The following is a 20,410-nucleotide window of genomic DNA, read 5'->3' as shown; positions in this document are numbered from 1 at the left end:
GTCTTGAGCTGATCGCTTATAGCTGACGGCTTTCAGCTGGGTTTTCGGTCTTGATCGGGTATGACATTGAGTGGGCGGGCGGCAGACCAGCCGGCGACCAGTTGCCCCAGTTGCAGGGCCATCAGCACTATCAGTGCCCACTGCCAGTGGCCGCTGATATCGCGCATCAACCCCAGCGAAACGGGCCCCAGCGCGGCCAGCAGGTAGCCAATGCTTTGTGCCATGGCCGACAAGGCGGTGGCCTGTGCCGTATTGCTGGCTCGCAGTACAAAAAAGGACAACGCCAGACTCAAGGAACAGCCACACCCCATACCAATAAACGCAGCCCATAACAAAGGGGCGGCAGTGGGCTGCCACCAGACCCCGACAATACCCGCAAAGGAAACGGCAAAGGTGGCCAATACCAACAGCCGCTGATGACGCATTTTAGCGGCAAATATGGGCACCAGCAGGTTAAAGGGAATGCTGACCAAATTGATTAACGCGGTCGCCGTACCCGCGTCATGGGCGTCCAGGCCGCTTTCCTGCAGAATTTTAGGCAGCCAGGTGGCCATGGAATAAAAATAAAACGACTGCAAGCCCATATAAAAGGTAATGGACCAGGCCAGCTTGTCGCGCCACAGGCTTATCCGTATCGGATTGGCGGGTCGCCCGACGCCCTTTACCCGGATCATCGGCAGCCAGAACAATACACACAACAGGGGAAACACCGCCCACAGAGCGACCGGTACCCGCCAGTTGTCAAATTGCTCCAGCAAGGGAATCGCAAGATAGACGCCCATGCCGGCTCCCGCAGTCAAGGTTACCGAATACAAGCCTGTCATCAGACCTACTCGGTGGGGGAAAAAGGCTTTGACCAGGCCGGGGATCAACACATTGAGCACCGCAATGGCCGAGCCCAGTAGCAAGGTACCCAAAATAATCAGGGCATAATTATCCACCAGCCTGAGCCCCACTCCCAGACTGATCACCATGAGCCCCACTATCGATAGCCACTGGGGGGCCCAGCGGCGAGTCAGCCAGGGCACACAAATCGACATGACGCCAAAGCAGAGCAACGGCAGCGTGGTCAGCATGCTGAAGGCACTGGCGCTGATATCCAGCGCGGCGCGAATTTCCGTCACCAGCGGCCCCACCACCACCAGGCCACCTCGTAAGTTGGCGGCCGCCAGCATTAGCGCGACTATCGCCAGCAAGGCAATAACGGGCCGGCCGGCAAAAGGTCCGTAGGGCGTGCTTGTCGTCATTATTATTCCTTAAGGTGCATAATTAAATGAATGGCCAGAAGGCAGGCGCGATCACATACCCAGACCTGCAGCGGTCTGAGTGTATCGCCTGTTTGCGTATTGGCAGAAAAATCAACGTCATCCATGTTAGGATTTGTCAGCTCATAGAGCAAATGGTCTAGCCGCAGATATCAGGCTTAAAGCAGTAACAATAGGGAATGTGATGTTAGATCCAAAGCAAATCACTGCTGTTATTTTGGCCGGCGGCGAAGGCCGCCGTATGCAAGGTGCCGATAAGGGGCTGCTCAGCTTGTGGGGCCAGCCGCTGGTGGCGCATCTGCAAGCGCGGCTGACCCCACAGGTAGCCAGCGTGATGATTAATGCCAATCGCAATCAGGAGCGCTACCGGCAATATGCCCCCGTGATTACCGACAGCCTGGCCGGTTTTGCCGGCCCGTTAGCCGGATTTGAAGCCGGCCTGAGTCATGCACCCAGCGAGTGGGTGTTATTTGTGCCCTGCGACAGCCCCCTGGTGCCCGCGGATTTGGCCGAGCGCTTGTGCGCCGCCATTACCCACCCCGGCCAAATCGCCGTCGTGGATGATGGCGCACGCCTGCACTCTGCTACTGCCCTGCTGCATCAATCGTTGCTGCCGTCACTCAATGACTACCTGGAAGGGGGAGATCGTAAATTACAGCTGTGGTTTGCCCAGCACGAGTTGATTACCGTGGACTTTAGCGATCAGGCAGCCGCCTTTACCAACCTGAATACGCCAGCGTCCCTGAAGCAATTAGAGTTAGCCGGTAAGAAGTGAGGTGTAATGAGTGAGGGGAAGCACCTGGTCTGTGAGCTTGTGGTTTGGCACCTCACACCTCACCCTTTACTCCTGACGATCAAAAAAGGACGCCGCGGCGTCCTTTTTACTATTTTAGCGAGATTGGCTCGTGCAGTAGTAGGCGATTAGCCTTTGTACTTGCTGAATACCAGGCTGGCGTTGGTGCCGCCGAAACCAAAGCTGTTGGACATAACGGTGTCCAGCTCGGCTTCCTGATATTCGGTCACGATAGGCAGGTTTTTCGCCTTTTCGTCCAGCTCGGTAATGTTGATGCTGGGTGCAATAAAACCGTGCTCCATCATCAGCAGGGAATACACGGCTTCGTGTACACCGGCCGCACCCAGTGCGTGGCCCGTCATGGCCTTGGTGGCAGAGATGAAAGGCGCATTGTCACCAAACAGATTGTTAATGGCTTCCAGCTCTTTCACATCCCCTACCGGCGTAGAAGTACCGTGGGTGTTAACGTACTGTACCGGGGACGGTGCAGTGGCCATGGCCTGCTGCATGCAGCGTACCGCGCCTTCGCCAGACGGAGCAACCATGTCGTAGCCGTCTGATGTGGCACCGTAACCGGTAATTTCGGCGTAGATTTTGGCACCACGCTTCAACGCGTGTTCCAGTTCTTCTACGACGACCATGCCGCCACCGCCGGAGATAACAAAACCGTCACGGCCTGCATCATAGGTACGGGATGCCAGCTCTGGCGTGTCGTTGTACTTGCTCGACAAGGCGCCCATGGCGTCAAACTGCAGCGCCAGCGTCCAGTCAACTTCTTCGCCGCCACCGGCAAAAACGATGTCTTGTTTGCCCAGCTGAATTTGCTCCAGCGCATGACCAATACAGTGCGCAGACGTGGCACAGGCCGAGCTGATGGTGTAGTTGATACCCTTGATCTTGAACGGGGTCGCCAGGCACGCCGAGGTGGTGGACGACATGGTACGAGGCACCATGTAAGGGCCTACTCGACGGACACCCTTGGTCCGCAGAATGTCGCACGCTTCAATCTGGTTCTTGGACGAAGCACCGCCGGAACCTGCTACCAAACCGGTGCGTTCGTTAGATACCATAGACTCATCCAGGCCTGCATCGGCAATCGCCTGCTCCATGGAAAGATAGGCAAAGGCGGCGGCATCACCCATGAAGCGCATGACTTTGCGATCAATATGCTCGGACGGAACCATATTTATATTCCCCCAAACATGGCTGCGCAAGTTATGATCAGCAAACTGCTGGGAGAAGCTAATACCGGAGCGGCCAGCTTTGAGTGAGGCCAAAACCTCTTCCTGATTGTTACCAATGCTGGACACCACACCGATACCGGTAATGACTGCTCTTCTCATCGATCCTTCCTACTGTATTGATTTAGCGCCAATTCTAACCATAAACAATGGTCAAAGTGGTCTGCTTTCACATAAAATAGCCGTTTTTACGGCCCCGGAGGTTCAGTGTCACCCCACTTCATTACAACCGCGCGTCTGGACTGGAATGACCAGGGCACGCCGGTCGCCGCTGCGTTCGACGATGTCTATTTTTCCAACGACGATGGTCTGGCCGAAACCCGTTATGTGTTTCTGGGCCAAAATGGCTTGCCTGACCGCTGGGCACACCACGATCGGCCGCTGTTTGTGGTGGCCGAAACCGGCTTTGGTACCGGCTTGAATATGCTGGCCACCTGGCAAGCCTTTATCGACTATCGTCGGCAACATCCGCAAGGTAACGCCCAGCGTCTGCACATGATCAGTGTAGAAAAGTTTCCACTTACCCACGCCGATTTAAAGCAGGCCCTAGGCCAGTGGCCAGAGCTTAGCACTTTAAGCGAACGTTTGTTAGCTGAATATCCTGTTGCCGTAAACGGTTGCCACCGGTTGTGGCTGGACGACAATGTGAGCCTGGATTTATGGCTCGGCGACGTGGCCGAGGTGCTTCCGCAAATGGAAGCCGGCCTGGCTGGCAAGGTCGATGCCTGGTATCTGGACGGCTTTGCGCCGAGTAAAAACCCCGAGATGTGGACCCCGGAGCTGTTTCAGCAACTGGCTCGCCTGGCCCGCAACGGCGCCACCCTGGCCACCTTTACGGCCGCCGGTTTTGTACGGCGGGGGCTCAACGAAGCCGGCTTCAATGTGACACGGGTCAAAGGCTTTGGCCGCAAACGCGAGATGCTGGCAGGCAGCCGCCGCTGTGAAGGGCGCGCCCCCTACCCCAGCCCCTGGTATTGGCGCCGGCCCGGCCGCTCTGGCCATACCGTGATTGTGGGGGCGGGCATTGCCGGTGCCACCCTGGCCCATGCGCTCACTCGCCGCGGCCAGCGGGTGACCCTGCTGGAGCAGAACCAGGCTCCCGCCCGGGGCGCGTCCGGTAATCGTCAGGCGGCGATATATCCCCTGCTCAATGGCGAGCACGATACCCTGAGCCAGTTTTTTCTGCAGGCCTTTTTATATGGTCGTCGCACCCTGCCTGCGCTAGCCACACGCCACCAGGTACATCACGACTGGTGTGGCGTGGTACAACTGGCCTATAACGAAAAAAGCAGCGCCAAAATAGACAAGCTGCTGGCCAGCCCGTTGGCACCCGCCTTACTACACCCCTTAACGGCAGAGCAGGTAAACGCCCGCACCGGCATTACCGTTGATCTGCCCGGCATTGAGTATCCGCTGGGGGGCTGGATTTGTCCGTTTGAATTAACCGCCGCCCTGCTTGAAGAGGCGCAGCAAAGCGGCTTGCTGCAGTGTCGTTATCAAACCAAAGTCATGTCGCTGCATGCGCAAGACAACCAGTGGCGGCTTGAAACCCAGGGCGAGGTGATCATGGCCGATAACGTAGTATTGGCCAACGGTCATGAAATGACCTCCTGGCCACAGACCCAACATCTGGCTTTGTCGCCGGTACGCGGTCAGGTGAACTATCAGCCCACCAGCGCCACGCTGAGCCCGCTGAAAACCGTGATCTGTTACGAAGGCTATCTGACCCCGGCCTGGCAAGGCAGCCACTGCATAGGCGCCAGCTACGGTCGCCGACAAACGGCTCTGGATTATCGGGAGCAGGACGAACAGGAAAACATGAACAAGCTGGTGCGCACCCTGCCGGCCCTTGCCGATATGACGCCGGTGGCGGGTGCCGGACGAGTGAGTGTACGGGCCGCGTGCCGCGACCATTTACCCCTGGTCGGTATGGCCCCCGATAAAGCCGGCCAATTGGCGCAATATCACCAGATGCCGCGCCGCCACCGTGAGGCACTGCCGCTGCCGGCAGATTATGCGGGTTTGTATGTCATGTCGGGGCTGGGCTCTCGCGGCCTGTGCTCGGCCCCCCTGCTGGCCGAGTTGGTCGCGGCACAGCTGCTGGATGAGCCCTATCCCTTGTCCCGGGCACAGCTGGCGGCCTTGAATCCCAACCGTCACTGGGTGCGAAAGTTACTGAAAGGAAAGCCGGTAGACTAGACCGTGCGCGGCTATTTGGGGCGAATAAGCCCCAGATGACGTCCGTAGTCATTTTGGTGCTGAAAGTCTTTTAACAGGGTGCGGGCAATGTCTAGCTGGTGGTAACCCACATTGTCCGCCACCTCCTGCAAACGCTCGCAGTTTGCTTGGGGCGCAATGCTGAATAACGACTGCTCGAGCCACTCGGCGGATAGCAAGGCGCGCTCACGCACCAGCCGCTCATAGCCGGTTAATGCCAGACGATAGTTTTGCCAGGCCGGGGTTTGCGGCCATTCGAGCGGCTCGGTCACAGTGGCCGTGAGCGATACCGACACTCGAGACGGCAGACAGCCGGCCTCGGTTTGCTGTCCCGACAATTGCCAGGAGAGTCGATAATCAACATCGGCCAGATTGGGCTCGAGGGCACTGGAGCCATAAATATCCACGGTTTGCCGTGCCTTCAGCACCATTTCGGTGGCCACAGCAGGCATCGCCAGCAATAAGATAAAGGCAAACCCAAGCTGTTTCACGATAGCCCTCCGAAAGTCAAGTTAGTTGCCAGCACCCCACTAGTATTATAGGTAGCAGACCAAATCAAGTCGTTTGAGTCTAGGCTTATTTCACCGAGTTGGGCAGTAAAAGTGACAGATGGCCTGACATCCGTCCCTGGCCTCGATATAGTGCAACCCATTGTTAATTGGTTGGAGCGCTGATGATCACAGCCTATACCCTGGATGGAAAATCTTTCCACATTCAGCCACTCGACCTAGAGAGTGCTGTCCCTCCCAACACCTTGTGGCTGGATATTCTCAAGCCGGACGAGCAAGAACAGCTCTGGATGAAGCAGCTGTTTGTTGAAGAGCTGCCAGAGCTGGACGAGCTGGACGACATAGAAGCCTCGGCTCGTTTTTATCGCGATAAAGACGGCCTGCACATTCACTCGCTGTTTCCGCAACGTATGGGCAAGGAAATAGACGGCATCAACGTCTTGTTTACCCTGCGCAAAGACATGCTCATCAGCTTTCGAGAAGACGATCTCGGCTTGATGCGCCTGCTGCGCCACTATATGCGCCATGACCGTCTGGAAGCCAGCAATGCCACCGAGCTACTGCTGGAGATTTTTCAGCTTAAAGTTGAATATGTCTCCGACTTGATTGAAGACGGCTACAAGACCCTGGAAGCCACGGCCAAGCAGGTGCTTCATGTAACTGACTTGCACACCACAATGTCGGATCTGATGCTGCAAGAAGACGGAAACGGTCATATTCGTCTTGCCTTGTACGATACCCGACGGGCATTACGTTTTATCAAACGTTCTTTACGTCAGGTGCTGGACGACGAGCAACGCAGCTGGATTGATGAAATGCTGTACGATATTGAATCCTTGCTGCCGCACACCCAGTTTTTGTTCGACAAAATCAACTTTCAGCTGGAAGCCGCCATGGGCTTTACCAGCCTGGAGCAGAGCAAGGTGATCAAGATTTTCTCGGTAGCCGCCGTGGTGTTTTTACCGCCCACCCTGATCGCCAGTATTTACGGCATGAACTTTGAAATCATGCCCGAGCTGGGCTTTGATTACGGCTACCCCATGTCACTGGTGATGATGCTGATGTCGGCCTGTGGCACCTATTATTTCTTTAAACGCAAAGGCTGGCTGTAACAGCGACGAGGACTTCTTGATGTGGAAAGCACTGATATTCGGCGGCATGGCCGCCCTGGTACTCAGCGGTTGTGATAACAATGAAGTGGGTGATGTCTCTCTGGGTTTGTTTACGACCAAGGACATCAAGATAGAAGTACTGGCCGACCCGCTGGTGCCTGGGGTCACCTGTCACATGTCGAACGTAGTCGCAAACCTGAACCTGGCCGATCCGTCAGACATGTCAATCAGCTGCCGGCAAACCGGTGAAATCACCCCGGCCATGATAGCAGCCATAGACCGCTCCAAAAGCGGCGACATAGTGTTCAAGAAATCAAAAAGCATTTTCCTGAAAAGCCTGAAAATTCGCCGAATTTATGATGAGCAGAGCCAATCATTGCTGTATCTGGCCTACAGCACCAAGGAAACCAGCGGCAGCTACAAGCACGCCATGTCCACCGTCCCCTTGTGGGGTACCCTGGCTTATAAAGAGCCCACGCCGGCTCAACCTTAAAAACCGTACGGCACCCTCGTGAAGAACGTCACCTCGCATAAGCAAGGACGGGGGTCTATCGGCTCTGCAGACGACCCGAAAGCCGACAGTTGAGAGCCATGGTTTCTGGACTCCTCACCTGCATTGGCTCTCCGCACCAACCTGCAAGGCGTCGACTTTACCGCTACTAAGCCCCAAGTCTGTTATACAGCCTGAATATAGAGCTGGTGGATTGAAGTAAGCTATACGCCTTACGCTGTTCGCCATCCGTTAAAGACACCCACAGCACTCTTTATCGTTACTGCGACCGCTTCAATATTCTGTGAAGCAGGATGGTTTAAAAATTTACGCCTGCGGCGTAATGCGAGAGTAAACGTTCGCCTACAAAAGATATAAACAAGATCCTGAAACAAGTTCAGGAAGACGGCATAAAATATCGTTGTACGTCTTACGCATACGCCGTAAGTTAAAACGAACACCGCAACCAGGTCTTCACTTACAGCGTATGGCGTAAAGCGTATGCCTGTGTTTTAACTGCGGATCAGTTGTTCGCGCAACGCATGAATGCGGTCGCGGGTAGCGGCGGCTTGTTCAAACTCCAGGTTTTGTGCCTGCTCGACCATCTGTTTTTCCAGCTCGGTGATCTGCTTGTCCAGCTCTTTGGCAGTAGGTATGTGCTCGGGCAGTACCGTTTTGTCCTTGGCGCGTTTCGAGCCGATACGTTTGGTGCCGTCCAGGTCCAATACATCGGTCACCGACTTGGTCAATCCTTTCGGTGTGATGCCATGCTGCCGGTTAAACTCCTGCTGCAGCTCACGCCGGCGCTCGGTTTCCCCGATGGCCGCGGCCATGGAGCGGGTTATCTTGTCGCCATACAAAATGGCCTTGCCGTTCAGGTTACGGGCGGCCCGGCCTATGGTCTGGATCAGCGAACGTTCCGAGCGCAAGAAACCTTCTTTATCTGCATCCAGAATGGCCACCAGGGATACTTCCGGCATATCCAGCCCTTCGCGCAGCAAGTTAATGCCGACCAAGACATCAAATTCGCCCAAACGGAGATCGCGAATGATTTCCATGCGCTCGACGGTGTCGATATCCGAGTGTAAATAACGCACCTTCAAGCCGTGATCGATTAAATACTCCGAGAGGTCTTCGGCCATGCGCTTGGTCAGGGTGGTCACCAGGACCCGCTCGTTCACCGCAATCCGCAGTCGGGCTTCCGACAACACATCGTCCACCTGAGTCGCCACCGGGCGCACTTCTATGACAGGGTCAAGCAGGCCCGTGGGACGCACCACCTGCTGGGCAATATCATCACCGGACTTATCCAGCTCGTACGGGCCCGGGGTGGCCGATACAAACACGGTTTGCGGCATCAAGGCTTCGAATTCTTCGAAGCGCATCGGCCGGTTGTCCAGTGCCGAGGGCAGCCGAAAACCATATTCCACCAGGGTTTCCTTGCGCGAACGGTCGCCCTTATACATGCCGCCGATTTGTGGCACAGTGACGTGTGACTCATCGATGATCAGCAGGCCGTCGCCTGGTAAATAGTCGAACAGCGTCGGCGGTGCTTCGCCTTCCTCCCGACCGGACAAATAGCGCGAGTAGTTTTCAATGCCCGAGCAATATCCCAGCTCCTGGATCATTTCGATATCAAACTGGGTGCGCTGGCTGATGCGCTGTTCTTCCAGCAGTTTATTGGCCGATAACAACTGTGCCTTGCGCTCCTGCAGTTCGGCCTTGATGTACTCGATGGCATCCAGCAGCTTTTCGCGCGGTGTCACATAGTGGGTTTTGGGGTAGATGGTAAAACGCGCCAGCCGTTGCGAGACCCCACCGGTCAGAGGGTCGAACAGACTGAGCCGTTCTATTTCGTCATCAAACAGTTCTACCCGCAGCGCCTGGTTATCGGACTCGGCCGGAAAAATATCGATCACCTCGCCTCGCACCCGAAAGGTACCGCGCTGAAAACCCGCATCGTTACGGGTATATTGCAGCTCGGCCAGGCGGCGTAGCATGTCACGCTGATTCAGCATATCGCCGGTACGCAAATGCAGCATCATGCTCAAATAAGACTGGGGATCCCCCAAGCCGTAAATGGCCGACACCGAGGCCACAATGATCACATCGCGCCGCTCCATCAACGCCTTGGTGGCAGACAGTCGCATTTGCTCGATGTGATCGTTGATGGAGGCATCCTTTTCGATAAAGGTATCCGTGGTGGGCACATAGGCCTCGGGCTGATAGTAATCGTAGTAAGAGACGAAGTACTCAACCGAGTTATGGGGAAAATATTCCTTCATCTCGCCATACAGCTGGGCGGCCAGGGTTTTATTGGGCGCCAGTATCATGGTGGGTCGATTCAGGGTGTTGATCACATTGGCGATGGTAAAGGTTTTGCCCGAGCCGGTGACGCCCAGCAAGGTTTGATGCGCCAGGCCCGCATCGATTCCCTCCAGCAGCTGGGCGATGGCCGTTGGCTGGTCGCCTCCGGGCTGATACCCGCTGACCAGTTGGAAGTCTTTGCTCATTTACAGTCTCCTTTCATCTTAATGACCAGTTTACCCCCTGTGGAGCAGTAAATTTAAGCAAAAACTGCACCTGCCGCCATAAGGAGTAAAAATTCTATTTTACCCTTGACCCTATCGGTCAGGCTGCGTATCATCTGCGGCCTCTTCACGAGATTCCCCCTTAGTTCAGTTGGTAGAACGCCGGACTGTTAATCCGTATGTCGCTGGTTCGAGTCCAGCAGGGGGAGCCAATTTAGCAACACATCTTCAGACTTATCCACTAGCAATCTCTTGCTTTAACATAAAAACCCACATTTTGCGCTTTTGCTCTAATATCGTTATTATCGGTTAGATAATGAACGACAATTTCGCATGTCTTTTTCCAAGTTTTTGATTTTAAAGTATTTATTTTTTGGTCAAAAAATTACCGCCTTATCCGAGAAGCCTGCCACCACTGGCTTTGCACGAGTTATGGGGAGCTAATCCACAGCCTTATCCACAGAAATGGTGGATAAGTCGTGCCAAGCCTGACCCCTGCTGGCTCGGCGCCGCTGTGCATAACCTTTTCTGTTTTGACCCGGCAAAAAATGGACTTGACTGCCAGCCGATAAATCCGATCTTTTTATCTTGGCCCGCCTCTCATTTACAATTAACTTATGTGTTACATCCTGTTTAAGCCGACTTAAATGCTTTTTTTGCCCAGTTAACCGCATATATGCACTGAAGTAATAATAAAGTGAAAACACTGTATTTTTTGTCGCCTGTAGCCACGCAGTTTTATTCATGTACCGGCAAACTATGATAGTCTTTCGGCACTATATGACGAGACCACAATAGCCATGCGTTTAATTCCCTTTGCTCACCCAGCACAAGTCTGCCACTGGGCGGCACACTATATTGCCGATCGTATCAAGGCCTTTGCGCCCACCGCCGATCGCCCCTTCGTACTCGGGCTGCCTACCGGCAGCACGCCACTTGCCACCTATCAGGAGCTGATCCGCCTGCACCAGGCCGGGTCCCTGAGTTTTCGCCACGTGGTGACCTTTAATATGGATGAGTACATAGGCCTGCCTGCGACTCACCCGCACAGCTATCACTACTTTATGCATGAGCACTTCTTTCGGCATATCGATATATTGCCGGCCAATATCCATATTCCCAACGGTAACGCCGTCGACATGGTGGCTGAGTGTCAACAATATGAAGATGCGATACGTCAGGTCGGTGGCATTCATTTATTTATGGGTGGCGTGGGCAGTAATGGTCATATTGCCTTTAACGAACCGATGACGGCATTTGATTCCCGTACTCAGATCACCCGTCTCACCGACATTACCCGCCAGGATAACTCACGCTTTTTTGATAATGATGTGTCTTTGGTGCCGACGCAGGCAATCACTGTGGGTCTGGGCACCTTGCTGGATGCAGAAGAAGTCATGCTGCTGGTCACCGGTGAGCACAAGGCTCAGGCGCTGCAAGCCGCGGTTGAGGGGGACATAACACCACTGTGGCCCATCTCCTGCCTGCGGTTACATGAACGCAGCATGATTGTTTGCGACCAGGCCGCCACCGCTACCCTGACGAACAGTCCGAATCTTCACGATGCCGCCGTCGCCGTATAATTATCCCAAGCTTGAGGAGTCGCCCGTGTTTGCGTTAACCGACTGCCAGATATTCACTGGTGAACAATGGTTGCTCGACCATGCGGTGGTCATCGACCATGGCCGGATTAGCGCCGTCATTCCCAGGGGCAGTCTTGCGCCTGAACTCCCCAGCCATGACTTGAATGGGGCCTTGCTCAGTGCGGGCTTTATTGACTTGCAGCTGAATGGCTGCGGTGGCGTCATGTTTAACGGCGATATCAGCGAGGCCACGCTGGCAACCATGCAACGCACGAGTTTAGCCTCCGGCACCACCAGTTTTTTGCCCACGCTGATCACCTCCCCCGATGCGGACATGCGCCAGGCGGTGGCCGTCACTCATGCCTACATGGCCAAGCATGCCAATCAGGTATTGGGGCTGCACCTTGAAGGCCCCTACACCAACCTCAAGCGGAAAGGCATTCATCCGGCCCGGCAAATACGCCCTCTGGACGAGCCCATGCTGGACTTTTTGTGCCGGCATGGGGACGTCATCGCCAAAATGACGCTGGCGCCCGAGTGTAATCAGCCCGAGCACATTGCCCGGCTGAAGGCCGCCGGCATCATGGTCGCCCTGGGGCACACCGCCGCCAGCTATGATGAAGCCATGCAAGGCATTGCCGCCGGAATTGGCTTTGCCACCCACCTTTACAATGCCATGACGCCGACCGGCAACGGCCGCGAGCCCGGGGTAGTCGGCGCGGTATACGACAGTCCCGATATTTACGCCGGTATTATTGTCGATGGGGTTCATGTGCATGACGCCAACGTGCGCCTGGCACACAAAGTACTGGGTTCACGGCTGTGTCTGGTGACCGACGCTACGGCCGCCGCCGGCGCCGGGCCAGAGTTAACGCAATTCGACTTTTGTGGCACCCGCGTGCTGGTGCGCGATGGCCAGTGCCTTGATGAACACGGCACCCTGGGCGGCTCCTCGCTGACCATGGTAGCCGGCGTGCGTAACCTGGTGGAGCGCATCGGCCTGCCGCTGGCAGAAGCGCTGCGCATGGCCAGCCTGTATCCGGCCCGCGCCATGGGTAAAGATCAGGATCTGGGCTCGATTTCCGTGGGGAAAGTCGCTAATTTAGTGGTATTAAACGAAGATTTATCCGTTAAAAATACCTTGGTAAACGGGCAGTTTACCGAGTAAAAGTAAAAAAACCGTCATCTTAATCATGCGAACAGGTTAGCGTTATGAATAAATTGGTTTATAGCACGGATCCCGATTGGCAGGATCCGGCAACGTCACCGGCTGCGCAAGACAGTCTGTTTCCCGACGATGGGGTGATCAGGCTGCGCCGCGAAACCAAAGGTCGCAAAGGCGCAGGGGTCATTTGTATTTATGGGGTGCCCGCCAAAGACGTGGGAGCCCTGGCCAAGCAGCTGAAAAAGCAGCTGGGTACCGGCGGCGCAGTCAAGAAAGGAGTGATCGAGATCCAGGGTGATCGTCTGGCACAAATCCAGACACTGCTCGGCAAGGCCGGCTTGAAGGTAAAGCAGGTAGGTGGCTAACCCGGCTTGCATTTATCAATACCGGCTTTAAAATGGCTTTTCCTGCGCAAGGGGGAGTAGTCTCTCTCACGAGACGGTCATCAACATGCTTGGTGCAATCACCATGGTGGCCGTGATTCGGGTTATTTTGTTATTCAATACAAAATAACCCGAATTTGACGAGACCTTTGACAGGCTGCTGCCAAAACCGGGGACGGGTTGGTGCGGTCTGCTCATCGGTTAATAAATTCTCGTCCCCCGGTACACTCTGTGGAAGCATTAACTACCTCGACCCTGGCGGTCGCTATTGCCGAGATAGGCGATAAAACCCAACTGCTTGCTCTGCTGTTAAGCTGTCGTTTCAGAAAACCACTGCCTATCATTACCGCCATTCTCCTTGCCACCCTGCTCAACCACGGCCTGGCTGCCTGGCTAGGAGTCTGGCTGCAACACTGGCTCGACCCCCTGTGGCTACGCTACCTGCTGGCCGCATCTTTTTTCGCCATGGCCATTTGGATGCTTATTCCCGATAAGCTGGATGATGAAAGCAGCGGGTTCCGCCGCTACGGACCTTTTTTAACCACCTTTGTGTTGTTTTTTATTGCAGAGATGGGCGACAAAACCCAACTGGCCACCGTGCTGCTGGCCGCTCGCTTTGTTGAAGAGTTCTGGTGGGTCGTGCTAGGCACCACCCTGGGCATGATGGCCGCCAACGTGCCCGTGGTGCTGCTTGGCAAAAAAGGCGCCGAGCGCCTTCCCATGGCCTGGGTACACGGTGCCAGCGCCCTGCTCTTTCTCACTCTGGGCGTGACCACCTTGTGGTGGTAATACGTGGTGGTAATACCGCTAGTCCCCTGCGGTTTGTAATAATTCGGTGGCGGTGTTTTGTATCTGCTCCAGCAGATATTGCTGTGCCGCCACCGGTGTTTCACCGGCTCGGCGTAACACATACAGCGTGACGCCGAGCTTGGGCTCCAGCGGGCGGACTTGTACTTCGCCCGAGGCGTCCATCAAGGCGGTAAAGGGATCCACCAACGCCAGCCCCTGCCCCGCGGCCACCATCAGCCGCGCCAGTTGATAGGTTTGTACCCGCGTCATCATCCTTACCGCAGGCTTCAGCTCCTGCAAGTGACCTTGCAGCAAGGCCCCCAGACCATCCCGGCTATCCAGTCCTATCAGGCTGAGCCCTGCCAGGTGTTGCAGCCGCAATGGGGTACGGCATTGCGCGTCAGACCACCAACCGGCCGGTGCTATCGCCATCAAGCGGCTGTGCGCCAGCGTATCTACCTGCAAGCTGGGATGCTCAACACGCATCAGAGTCAGCCCCAGATCTGCCTCTTGCAGCAACAAGGCCTGTACCATTTCCCGCGTATGCTGGGTGGCCAGCTCACATTCGATGTCCGGATACTGCCGGCGCCATTGCCCCAGCGCCCGGGGTAACAAACTTTGCGCCAGGGTCGGCGTACACATCAGGCGTAGCTTGGCGGCATTGGCGTGGCGCAGATTGGCGGCCAGTCGCCTGAGACTTTGCAAGTCCGACGAAAGTTGTTCGGTCGGCGCCTGCAACATCAAGGCCTCGGCGGTCGGCTGCAGCTTGCCGCGTACGCGATGGAACAGGGCAAACCCCAGCTGCTGCTCCGCATGCTGCAGACTTTTGCTGACCGCCGGTTGTGAAATATGCAACAGCTCGGCCGCTGCCGTCAGGCTGCCGGTTTGTAAAATGGCTTGAAACAACTCTATATGACGTAACCGCATTATCTCCCCCATGAAAGCGGGTATAACCTATGGTTATACCCGCGACTTATCTTTTCATTGTTCGTTTGACACCACAATACCTATGCTGAGGCCATTGCGTTTTACAGGAGACCGGCATGCGCGTTGCAATTATTGGCGGTGGGGTAATCGGCTTGACCACCGCCTATGCCCTCATCAACAAAGGACATAGTGTTGATTTATTCGAGCAGCATGATGCCGTCGGCATGGCCACCAGCTTTGCCAATGGCGGCCAGCTTAGCTATCGCTATGTGTCTCCACTGGCCGATGCCGGCGTTCCCTGGCAGGCATTGGGCTGGATGTTCAAAAAAGACTCGCCGCTGCGTTTTCGGCCCCGCATGAGCATAAGCCAATGGCGCTGGTGTCTGGACTTTTTGCTCGCCTGTCGTACCAGCGTCAATCAAGCCAATACCGCTCATCTGTTGCGCCTGGCACTGCACAGTCAGGCGGTACTCCATGACTGGCAGGCACAGTTTGGGCTGACGGACTTCGCCTGGCGCGCCAATGGCAAACTGGTGATTTATCGCGATAGCCACCATTTCAGTCATGCCGCCGGCAAAGTAGTCGAGTCATCCATGCAGCAAGTGCTGACTCCCCAAGAGTGTGTCGAGACTGAGCCGTCACTCGTCGATTTGGCGCCGCAGTTACAGGGAGGCATTTTTTCGCCTGGTGATGAAGTGGGTGACTGTCATCGGTTTTGTCGGCAGCTATTGCAACAGCTGAGCGCCCACCCGAACTTCAGGTTGCACACCGGCCAAACGGTGCAGAAACTCGTGGTGGAAAATGGACAAATTCGCGGCTTGCGACTAAACAATGACGAGGTGGCGGTCGATCACCTGGTGATGGCCGCCGGCATGGGCAGCGTCGGCCTGCTGAAGTCGGTGGGCGTCAAGGTGCCGTTGTACCCCTTGAAGGGCTATAGCCTGACCCTGCCGGTTCAGGATCACGCCACTATACCGCAAACCAATGTCACCGATTATGACCGAAAAATCGTGTATGCACGCCTCGATGATCAGTTGCGCGTGGCCGCCATGGTCGACATTGGTAACGCCAGTACTGAACTGGATGCCGACAGAATTGCCTCGCTACGCCGCCAGGCTCAGCTAAGCTTTCCCAGGGCGGGGGATTATCAGCAGGCTCAGGCCTGGGCCGGGCTGCGGCCCACGACTCCCCAGGGCACCCCTTTGCTGGGCAGGAGCGGCATCAAGAACCTGTGGCTGAATCTTGGCCATGGCAGTCTGGGCTTTACCCTGGCTTGTGGCAGCGCTTCCAGCCTGGCCCATTTAATTAGCCAGGAGCCAGCAGAGATTACATTAACCGGATTACAGCTGCCTCACTGATCGTTTTTCAGGCGCAATTTCTCGCCTGACGATATTTGATTAGCAAAAGGTTCAGGATTACATTAACGTATTCGGCTCATATGGCTACACATTAAACAATGTGCTGGTCATAGGAAGAATGTCGATGTTATTTGGAAGATAACCCAAAGATCCGAAATGGAGAATCATAAGATGATCAAACTAATGACCGGCGCCATGACCGCCCTCTTGCTCAGCACGCAAGTCAGTGCCGAAGCCCGCTATGTTACCATTGGTACCGGTGGTCAAACCGGCGTTTACTATACTGCGGGACAATCCGTGTGCCGCTTCTTGAACCGTGGCGCAGAAGAGCATGACATCAAGTGTAACGCTCCTTCATCCGCGGGTAGCGTAGGCAACATCGTTGCCTTGCAAAACAAGGATTACGACTTTGGTTTTATTCAGTCGGATCACCAGTTCAAGGCCCTGGAAGGTCAGGCTCCGTTTGACAAGAAACCGGTAGAAAACCTGCGTGCCGTGTTCTCGTTGCAAAGCGAAATTTTGACTATCGTGGTCCGTAACGACAGCAAGATCGATGCCCTGGCTGATCTGGAAGGCAAGCGCGTCAACATAGGCGTACCCGGCTCTGGCAGCCGTGATACCTTTGAAGAGCTGATGCAGGCCAACGGTTGGGATAAAGACACTTTCTCTCTTGCCGCCGAGCTGAAACCTGCCGAAATGGCAGCCGCTCTGGGTGATAACAACCTGGATGCCATCACCTATGTAGTAGGCCACCCCAGTGGTGCCATTCAAGAAGCGCTGACCACCGCCGATGCCAAGCTGATCCCCGTGACCGGCCCAGGTGTTGACAAGCTGCTGGCTGAAGCCACCTACTTCACTCGTGCCGACATTCCTGCCGGTTTATACCCGGGTGTCGACCAGCCGATTTCTTCCATGGGTGGCAAAGCGGTACTGGCCACGACCGAAGAAACCGATCCTGAAGTCGTTTATCAGCTGGTGAAATCCGTGTTTGATAACCTGGATCGCTTCAAGCGTCTGCACCCCGCCTTTGCCGATTTAAAAGCCGAAGACATGATCAGTGCCGGTATTACCGCACCTCTGCATGAAGGCGCCAAGCGTTACTACCAAGAAAAAGGCTGGCTATAACCGTCTCCTGCTTATAGCAGAGACAAATGAGACAATCACTTTCAGGCTTTCTGCCTAATTGATGTATCCTTATCATAAAGCAAACCTCTTCTGTTACCCCGGAAGAGGTTTGCTCTTCTCTATTGCAACATCAAGACAGGTATCACCCTATGTCAGAAAAAAAACTCTCCGTAGAAGAGCTGATTGCCCAGGATGTGGGGGCCCGTACTCCCGGTGGCATTATGGCCAAGGTGAGCGCCGGCCTGGCTCTGTTATGGTCATTATTCCAACTCTGGATTGCTTCTCCCCTGCCCTTCCTGTTTGGGGTTGGGGTACTCAACAGCACGGAAACCCGCTCCATTCACCTGGCCTTTGCACTCATGCTGGCTTTTCTGGTGTTTCCTGCCTTTAAATCGTCACCACGCCATCGCGTCCCCTTGCTCGATATTGCCCTTGGCTTGATAGCCGCAGCCAGTGCCGCCTACTTGTTTATTTTTTACCAGGAGCTGTCCCAGCGCCCTGGCAATTTAACCACGGCCGATCTGGTCACCGCCTGCATTGGCATTACCCTGTTGCTGGAAGCGACCCGACGTGCGCTGGGCCCTCCGCTGGCCATTATCGCCCTGGTGTTTCTGGCCTATAGCCTGGCCGGCCCTTATATGCCCAGCCTGCTGGCGCACCGTGGCGTCTCCTTCAGCGCCCTGGCCAACCACCAGTGGATTACCACCGAAGGCGTGTTCGGCATTGCGCTAGGGGTATCCACCAGCTTCGTGTTTTTGTTTGTATTGTTTGGTGCCCTGCTGGAACGTGCCGGTGCCGGTCATTACTTCATACAACTGGCCTTCAGTTTACTGGGGCACTTTCGGGGTGGCCCTGCCAAGGCAGCCGTGGTGGCCTCCGGCCTGACCGGCATGATCTCGGGCTCGTCCATTGCCAACGTGGTCACCACGGGTACCTTTACCATTCCCATGATGAAGCGCACCGGGTTTTCTGCCGAAAAGGCCGGCGCAGTCGAAGTGGCCTCCTCGGTGAACGGCCAGATCATGCCGCCGGTCATGGGCGCCGCCGCCTTCTTGATGGTTGAATACATCGGCATGCCTTATGTTGAAATCATCAAGCATGCCTTTTTGCCGGCCGCCATTTCCTATATTGCCCTGCTCTATATTGTGCACCTGGAGTCGCTTAAATTGGGTTTACAGCCCATTGGCGGTTATCAGCCCAAACCCTGGCTGCGCCGCCTGACCGGTTTTGCCTTTGGGGCAGCCCTGATCAGTGGGTTGTCACTGGCGGTGTATTACGGGCTGGGCTGGCTCAAACCCGTGCTGGGCGACTATGTGCTGGAAGGCGTCGGCGTATTGCTGGCAATAGCCTATCTGGGGCTGTTGAAAATAGCCGCCAGTGTGGCACCGCTGCCACCGGAAGATCCGAATGCCCCGCTCGATTCACTACCCCAGCCCCGTGCCGTGCTCTTGTCCGGCTTGCACTTCCTGCTCCCCGTGGTAGTGCTGGTCTGGTGTTTGATGGTGGAGCGGTTATCCCCTGGCCTGTCTGCCTTTTGGGGCAGCGTGATGCTGGTATTTATTCTGCTGACTCAACGCCCGCTGCTCAGCTGGATGCGCACCGACGGTCAGCACGATCACGGTAACTTCGTGGACGGCCTGGTCGACTTGCGTGAAGGCTTGCTGGCCGGTGCCCGCAACATGATTGGTATCGGTATTGCCACCGCAGCCGCCGGCCTGATTGTCGGTGCGGTCTCACAAACCGGTGTCGGCCTGGTATTGGCCGACCTGGTGGAACTGCTGTCGATGGGCAACTTGCTGCTGATGCTGGTGCTGATTGCCGTGTTCAGCCTTATTTTGGGCATGGGCTTACCCACCACCGCTAACTACATAGTGGTCTCCAGCCTGTTGGCTCCCGTCGTGGTGACCCTGGGCCAGCAAAACGGCCTGATCGTGCCCCTGATCGCCGTGCACCTGTTTGTGTTTTACTTTGGCATTATGGCGGACGTGACACCGCCGGTGGGGCTGGCTTCGTTTGCAGCCGCGGCCGTGTCTAAAGGCGATCCGATAAAAACCGGTATTACCGCCTTTTATTACAGCTTGCGGACCGCCGCCCTACCTTTCCTGTTCATCTTCAACACCGACTTGTTGCTGATTGATGTGGGCTTCTGGCATGGGGTATTAATCTTTATCATCTCCACCGCCGCCATGTTGATCTTCGCCGCAGGCACTCAGGGCTACTTCCTGGTGCGCAGTCGCTGGTACGAAGGCATACTGCTGCTGCTGGTGGCCTTTACCCTGTTCCGCCCCGGATTCTGGATGGATATGCTGCACGACCCCTATCGTGACGTACCACCCACGCAAATAGAGCAGGTAATGGGCGAGGTGGCCGCGGAAAGTCAGCTGCGCCTGCGCATCAAGGGAATAGACGCGGTCGGTGACGCCAAGGAGTTCAGTATGTTACTGCCGGTTCCCGCGGGTGACAGCGGTGCCGAACGCCTGCAGAAACTGGGCCTGATGCTCTATGAAGAAGACGGCAAGGTCTTAATCGACAGCGTGGCCTTCAACAGCCCGGCTGCCGATGCCGGCCTCGACTTTGACCAGGAGATCATGCTGGTCAGAGCCCCGACGGAGCGCTGGCTTAAAGAGCTGATGTGGATCCCCGGCTTTCTGGTACTGATGCTGGTGGTGTGGCTGCAACGCCGCCGCCAACCGGCTCAAGAGAGCAAACCGCCGCTCACCGCGACCTCTTGATGTTGGTAACCTAATAAATAGCCCCAGCCCAACCGCTGGGGCTTTTTTTTGCCTGGTTAGGCCGTGAGGAGGAGTGATAACAATCTAAGTAAAAACATGATCTATTTTAAAGTTGAGTACCAGAGGAAACAGAGTCAGCTCCCACGACACGCCATAAACCCATCCCTGGGGGCTCGGGAAATGACATCCC

General features: G+C 55.6%; 16 protein-coding genes, 1 tRNA gene and 1 riboswitch. Of the genes, 12 read left to right on the top strand and 5 right to left on the bottom strand.

Annotation, left to right across the window (positions count from 1 at the left end; genetic code table 11):
• Nucleotides 1–32: 32 nt before the first annotated feature.
• Nucleotides 33–1,247 (bottom strand): CynX/NimT family MFS transporter, encoded by a 1,215-nt coding sequence (locus tag ACN0VL_RS07835; protein ID WP_417616166.1) that lies wholly within the window; start codon nt 1,245–1,247, stop codon nt 33–35.
• A 202-nt stretch (nt 1,248–1,449) separates the two neighbouring features.
• On the opposite strand from ACN0VL_RS07835, the gene mobA reads away from it, so the two are divergent.
• The gene (gene mobA, locus ACN0VL_RS07830; RefSeq protein ID WP_417616164.1) at nt 1,450–2,040 is read left to right on the top strand and encodes a molybdenum cofactor guanylyltransferase MobA; all 591 of its coding nucleotides are present in this window, start codon (nt 1,450–1,452) and stop codon (nt 2,038–2,040) included.
• Between the two features lie 146 nt (nt 2,041–2,186).
• Here mobA and fabB read toward each other — a convergent pair whose 3' ends face one another.
• Nucleotides 2,187–3,401 carry a beta-ketoacyl-ACP synthase I gene (fabB, locus tag ACN0VL_RS07825; protein ID WP_417616162.1) on the bottom strand — a complete coding sequence of 405 codons (1,215 nt, stop codon included), beginning with the start codon at nt 3,399–3,401 and terminating at the stop codon, nt 2,187–2,189.
• Between the two features lie 105 nt (nt 3,402–3,506).
• Here fabB and mnmC point away from each other — a divergent pair, with 105 nt between their 5' ends.
• Nucleotides 3,507–5,498, top strand: coding sequence for a bifunctional tRNA (5-methylaminomethyl-2-thiouridine)(34)-methyltransferase MnmD/FAD-dependent 5-carboxymethylaminomethyl-2-thiouridine(34) oxidoreductase MnmC (gene mnmC / locus ACN0VL_RS07820; RefSeq protein ID WP_417616160.1), 1,992 nt, complete (start codon nt 3,507–3,509; stop codon nt 5,496–5,498).
• Nucleotides 5,499–5,509: 11 nt separating this feature from the next.
• On the opposite strand, the gene ACN0VL_RS07815 is transcribed toward mnmC, so the two are convergent.
• Nucleotides 5,510–6,007, bottom strand: coding sequence for a DUF922 domain-containing protein (locus ACN0VL_RS07815; protein ID WP_417616158.1), 498 nt, complete (start codon nt 6,005–6,007; stop codon nt 5,510–5,512).
• Nucleotides 6,008–6,189: 182 nt separating this feature from the next.
• On the opposite strand from ACN0VL_RS07815, the gene corA reads away from it, so the two are divergent.
• Both corA and ACN0VL_RS07805 read left to right on the top strand, forming a co-directional pair.
• Nucleotides 6,190–7,137, top strand: a complete 948-nt coding sequence (corA, locus tag ACN0VL_RS07810) for a magnesium/cobalt transporter CorA (RefSeq protein ID WP_417616156.1) — start codon at nt 6,190–6,192, stop codon at nt 7,135–7,137.
• A gap of 19 nt (nt 7,138–7,156) precedes the next feature.
• Nucleotides 7,157–7,630: a CreA family protein gene (locus ACN0VL_RS07805; RefSeq protein ID WP_417616155.1), complete on the top strand. Its 474-nt coding sequence runs from the start codon at nt 7,157–7,159 to the stop codon at nt 7,628–7,630.
• A 509-nt stretch (nt 7,631–8,139) separates the two neighbouring features.
• On the opposite strand, the gene uvrB is transcribed toward ACN0VL_RS07805, so the two are convergent.
• The gene (gene uvrB, locus ACN0VL_RS07800; RefSeq protein WP_417616153.1) at nt 8,140–10,140 is read right to left on the bottom strand and encodes an excinuclease ABC subunit UvrB; all 2,001 of its coding nucleotides are present in this window, start codon (nt 10,138–10,140) and stop codon (nt 8,140–8,142) included.
• Between the two features lie 154 nt (nt 10,141–10,294).
• Here uvrB and ACN0VL_RS07795 point away from each other — a divergent pair.
• The 5 genes from ACN0VL_RS07795 (at nt 10,295) to ACN0VL_RS07775 (ending at nt 14,078) form a co-directional block, all read left to right on the top strand.
• Nucleotides 10,295–10,370 (top strand) — tRNA-Asn (locus ACN0VL_RS07795).
• 588 nt (nt 10,371–10,958) lie between these two features.
• Nucleotides 10,959–11,741: a glucosamine-6-phosphate deaminase gene (gene nagB / locus ACN0VL_RS07790; protein WP_417616151.1), complete on the top strand. Its 783-nt coding sequence runs from the start codon at nt 10,959–10,961 to the stop codon at nt 11,739–11,741.
• A 25-nt stretch (nt 11,742–11,766) separates the two neighbouring features.
• Nucleotides 11,767–12,909, top strand: coding sequence for an N-acetylglucosamine-6-phosphate deacetylase (nagA, locus tag ACN0VL_RS07785; protein WP_417616150.1), 1,143 nt, complete (start codon nt 11,767–11,769; stop codon nt 12,907–12,909).
• A 44-nt stretch (nt 12,910–12,953) separates the two neighbouring features.
• A complete protein-coding gene (locus ACN0VL_RS07780; protein ID WP_417616149.1) occupies nt 12,954–13,271 on the top strand; it encodes a translation initiation factor in 318 nt (105 codons plus the stop codon).
• Between the two features lie 39 nt (nt 13,272–13,310).
• A riboswitch (yybP-ykoY riboswitch) is annotated at nt 13,311–13,427 on the top strand.
• A gap of 93 nt (nt 13,428–13,520) precedes the next feature.
• Nucleotides 13,521–14,078, top strand: coding sequence for a TMEM165/GDT1 family protein (locus ACN0VL_RS07775; protein ID WP_417616148.1), 558 nt, complete (start codon nt 13,521–13,523; stop codon nt 14,076–14,078).
• 18 nt (nt 14,079–14,096) lie between these two features.
• On the opposite strand, the gene ACN0VL_RS07770 is transcribed toward ACN0VL_RS07775, so the two are convergent.
• Complete coding sequence (locus tag ACN0VL_RS07770; protein WP_417616146.1) at nt 14,097–15,005, bottom strand: LysR family transcriptional regulator; 909 nt, start codon at nt 15,003–15,005, stop codon at nt 14,097–14,099.
• Between the two features lie 116 nt (nt 15,006–15,121).
• On the opposite strand from ACN0VL_RS07770, the gene ACN0VL_RS07765 reads away from it, so the two are divergent.
• The 3 genes from ACN0VL_RS07765 (at nt 15,122) to ACN0VL_RS07755 (ending at nt 20,220) form a co-directional block, all read left to right on the top strand.
• On the top strand, nt 15,122–16,363 hold the full coding sequence (locus ACN0VL_RS07765; RefSeq protein ID WP_417616145.1) for a D-amino acid dehydrogenase: 1,242 nt from the start codon (nt 15,122–15,124) through the stop codon (nt 16,361–16,363).
• A gap of 171 nt (nt 16,364–16,534) precedes the next feature.
• Nucleotides 16,535–17,488, top strand: coding sequence for a TAXI family TRAP transporter solute-binding subunit (locus ACN0VL_RS07760; RefSeq protein WP_417616143.1), 954 nt, complete (start codon nt 16,535–16,537; stop codon nt 17,486–17,488).
• Nucleotides 17,489–17,637: 149 nt separating this feature from the next.
• Nucleotides 17,638–20,220, top strand: coding sequence for a TRAP transporter permease (locus ACN0VL_RS07755; RefSeq protein WP_417616141.1), 2,583 nt, complete (start codon nt 17,638–17,640; stop codon nt 20,218–20,220).
• The last annotated feature ends 190 nt before the right edge of the window (nt 20,221–20,410 follow it).

Source organism: Oceanisphaera sp. (assembly GCF_048268965.1).
GTDB lineage: Bacteria > Pseudomonadota > Gammaproteobacteria > Enterobacterales > Aeromonadaceae > Oceanimonas.
The sequence above is the reverse complement of the archived record's forward strand: the minus strand, read 5'-3'. Positions and strand labels throughout refer to the sequence as shown.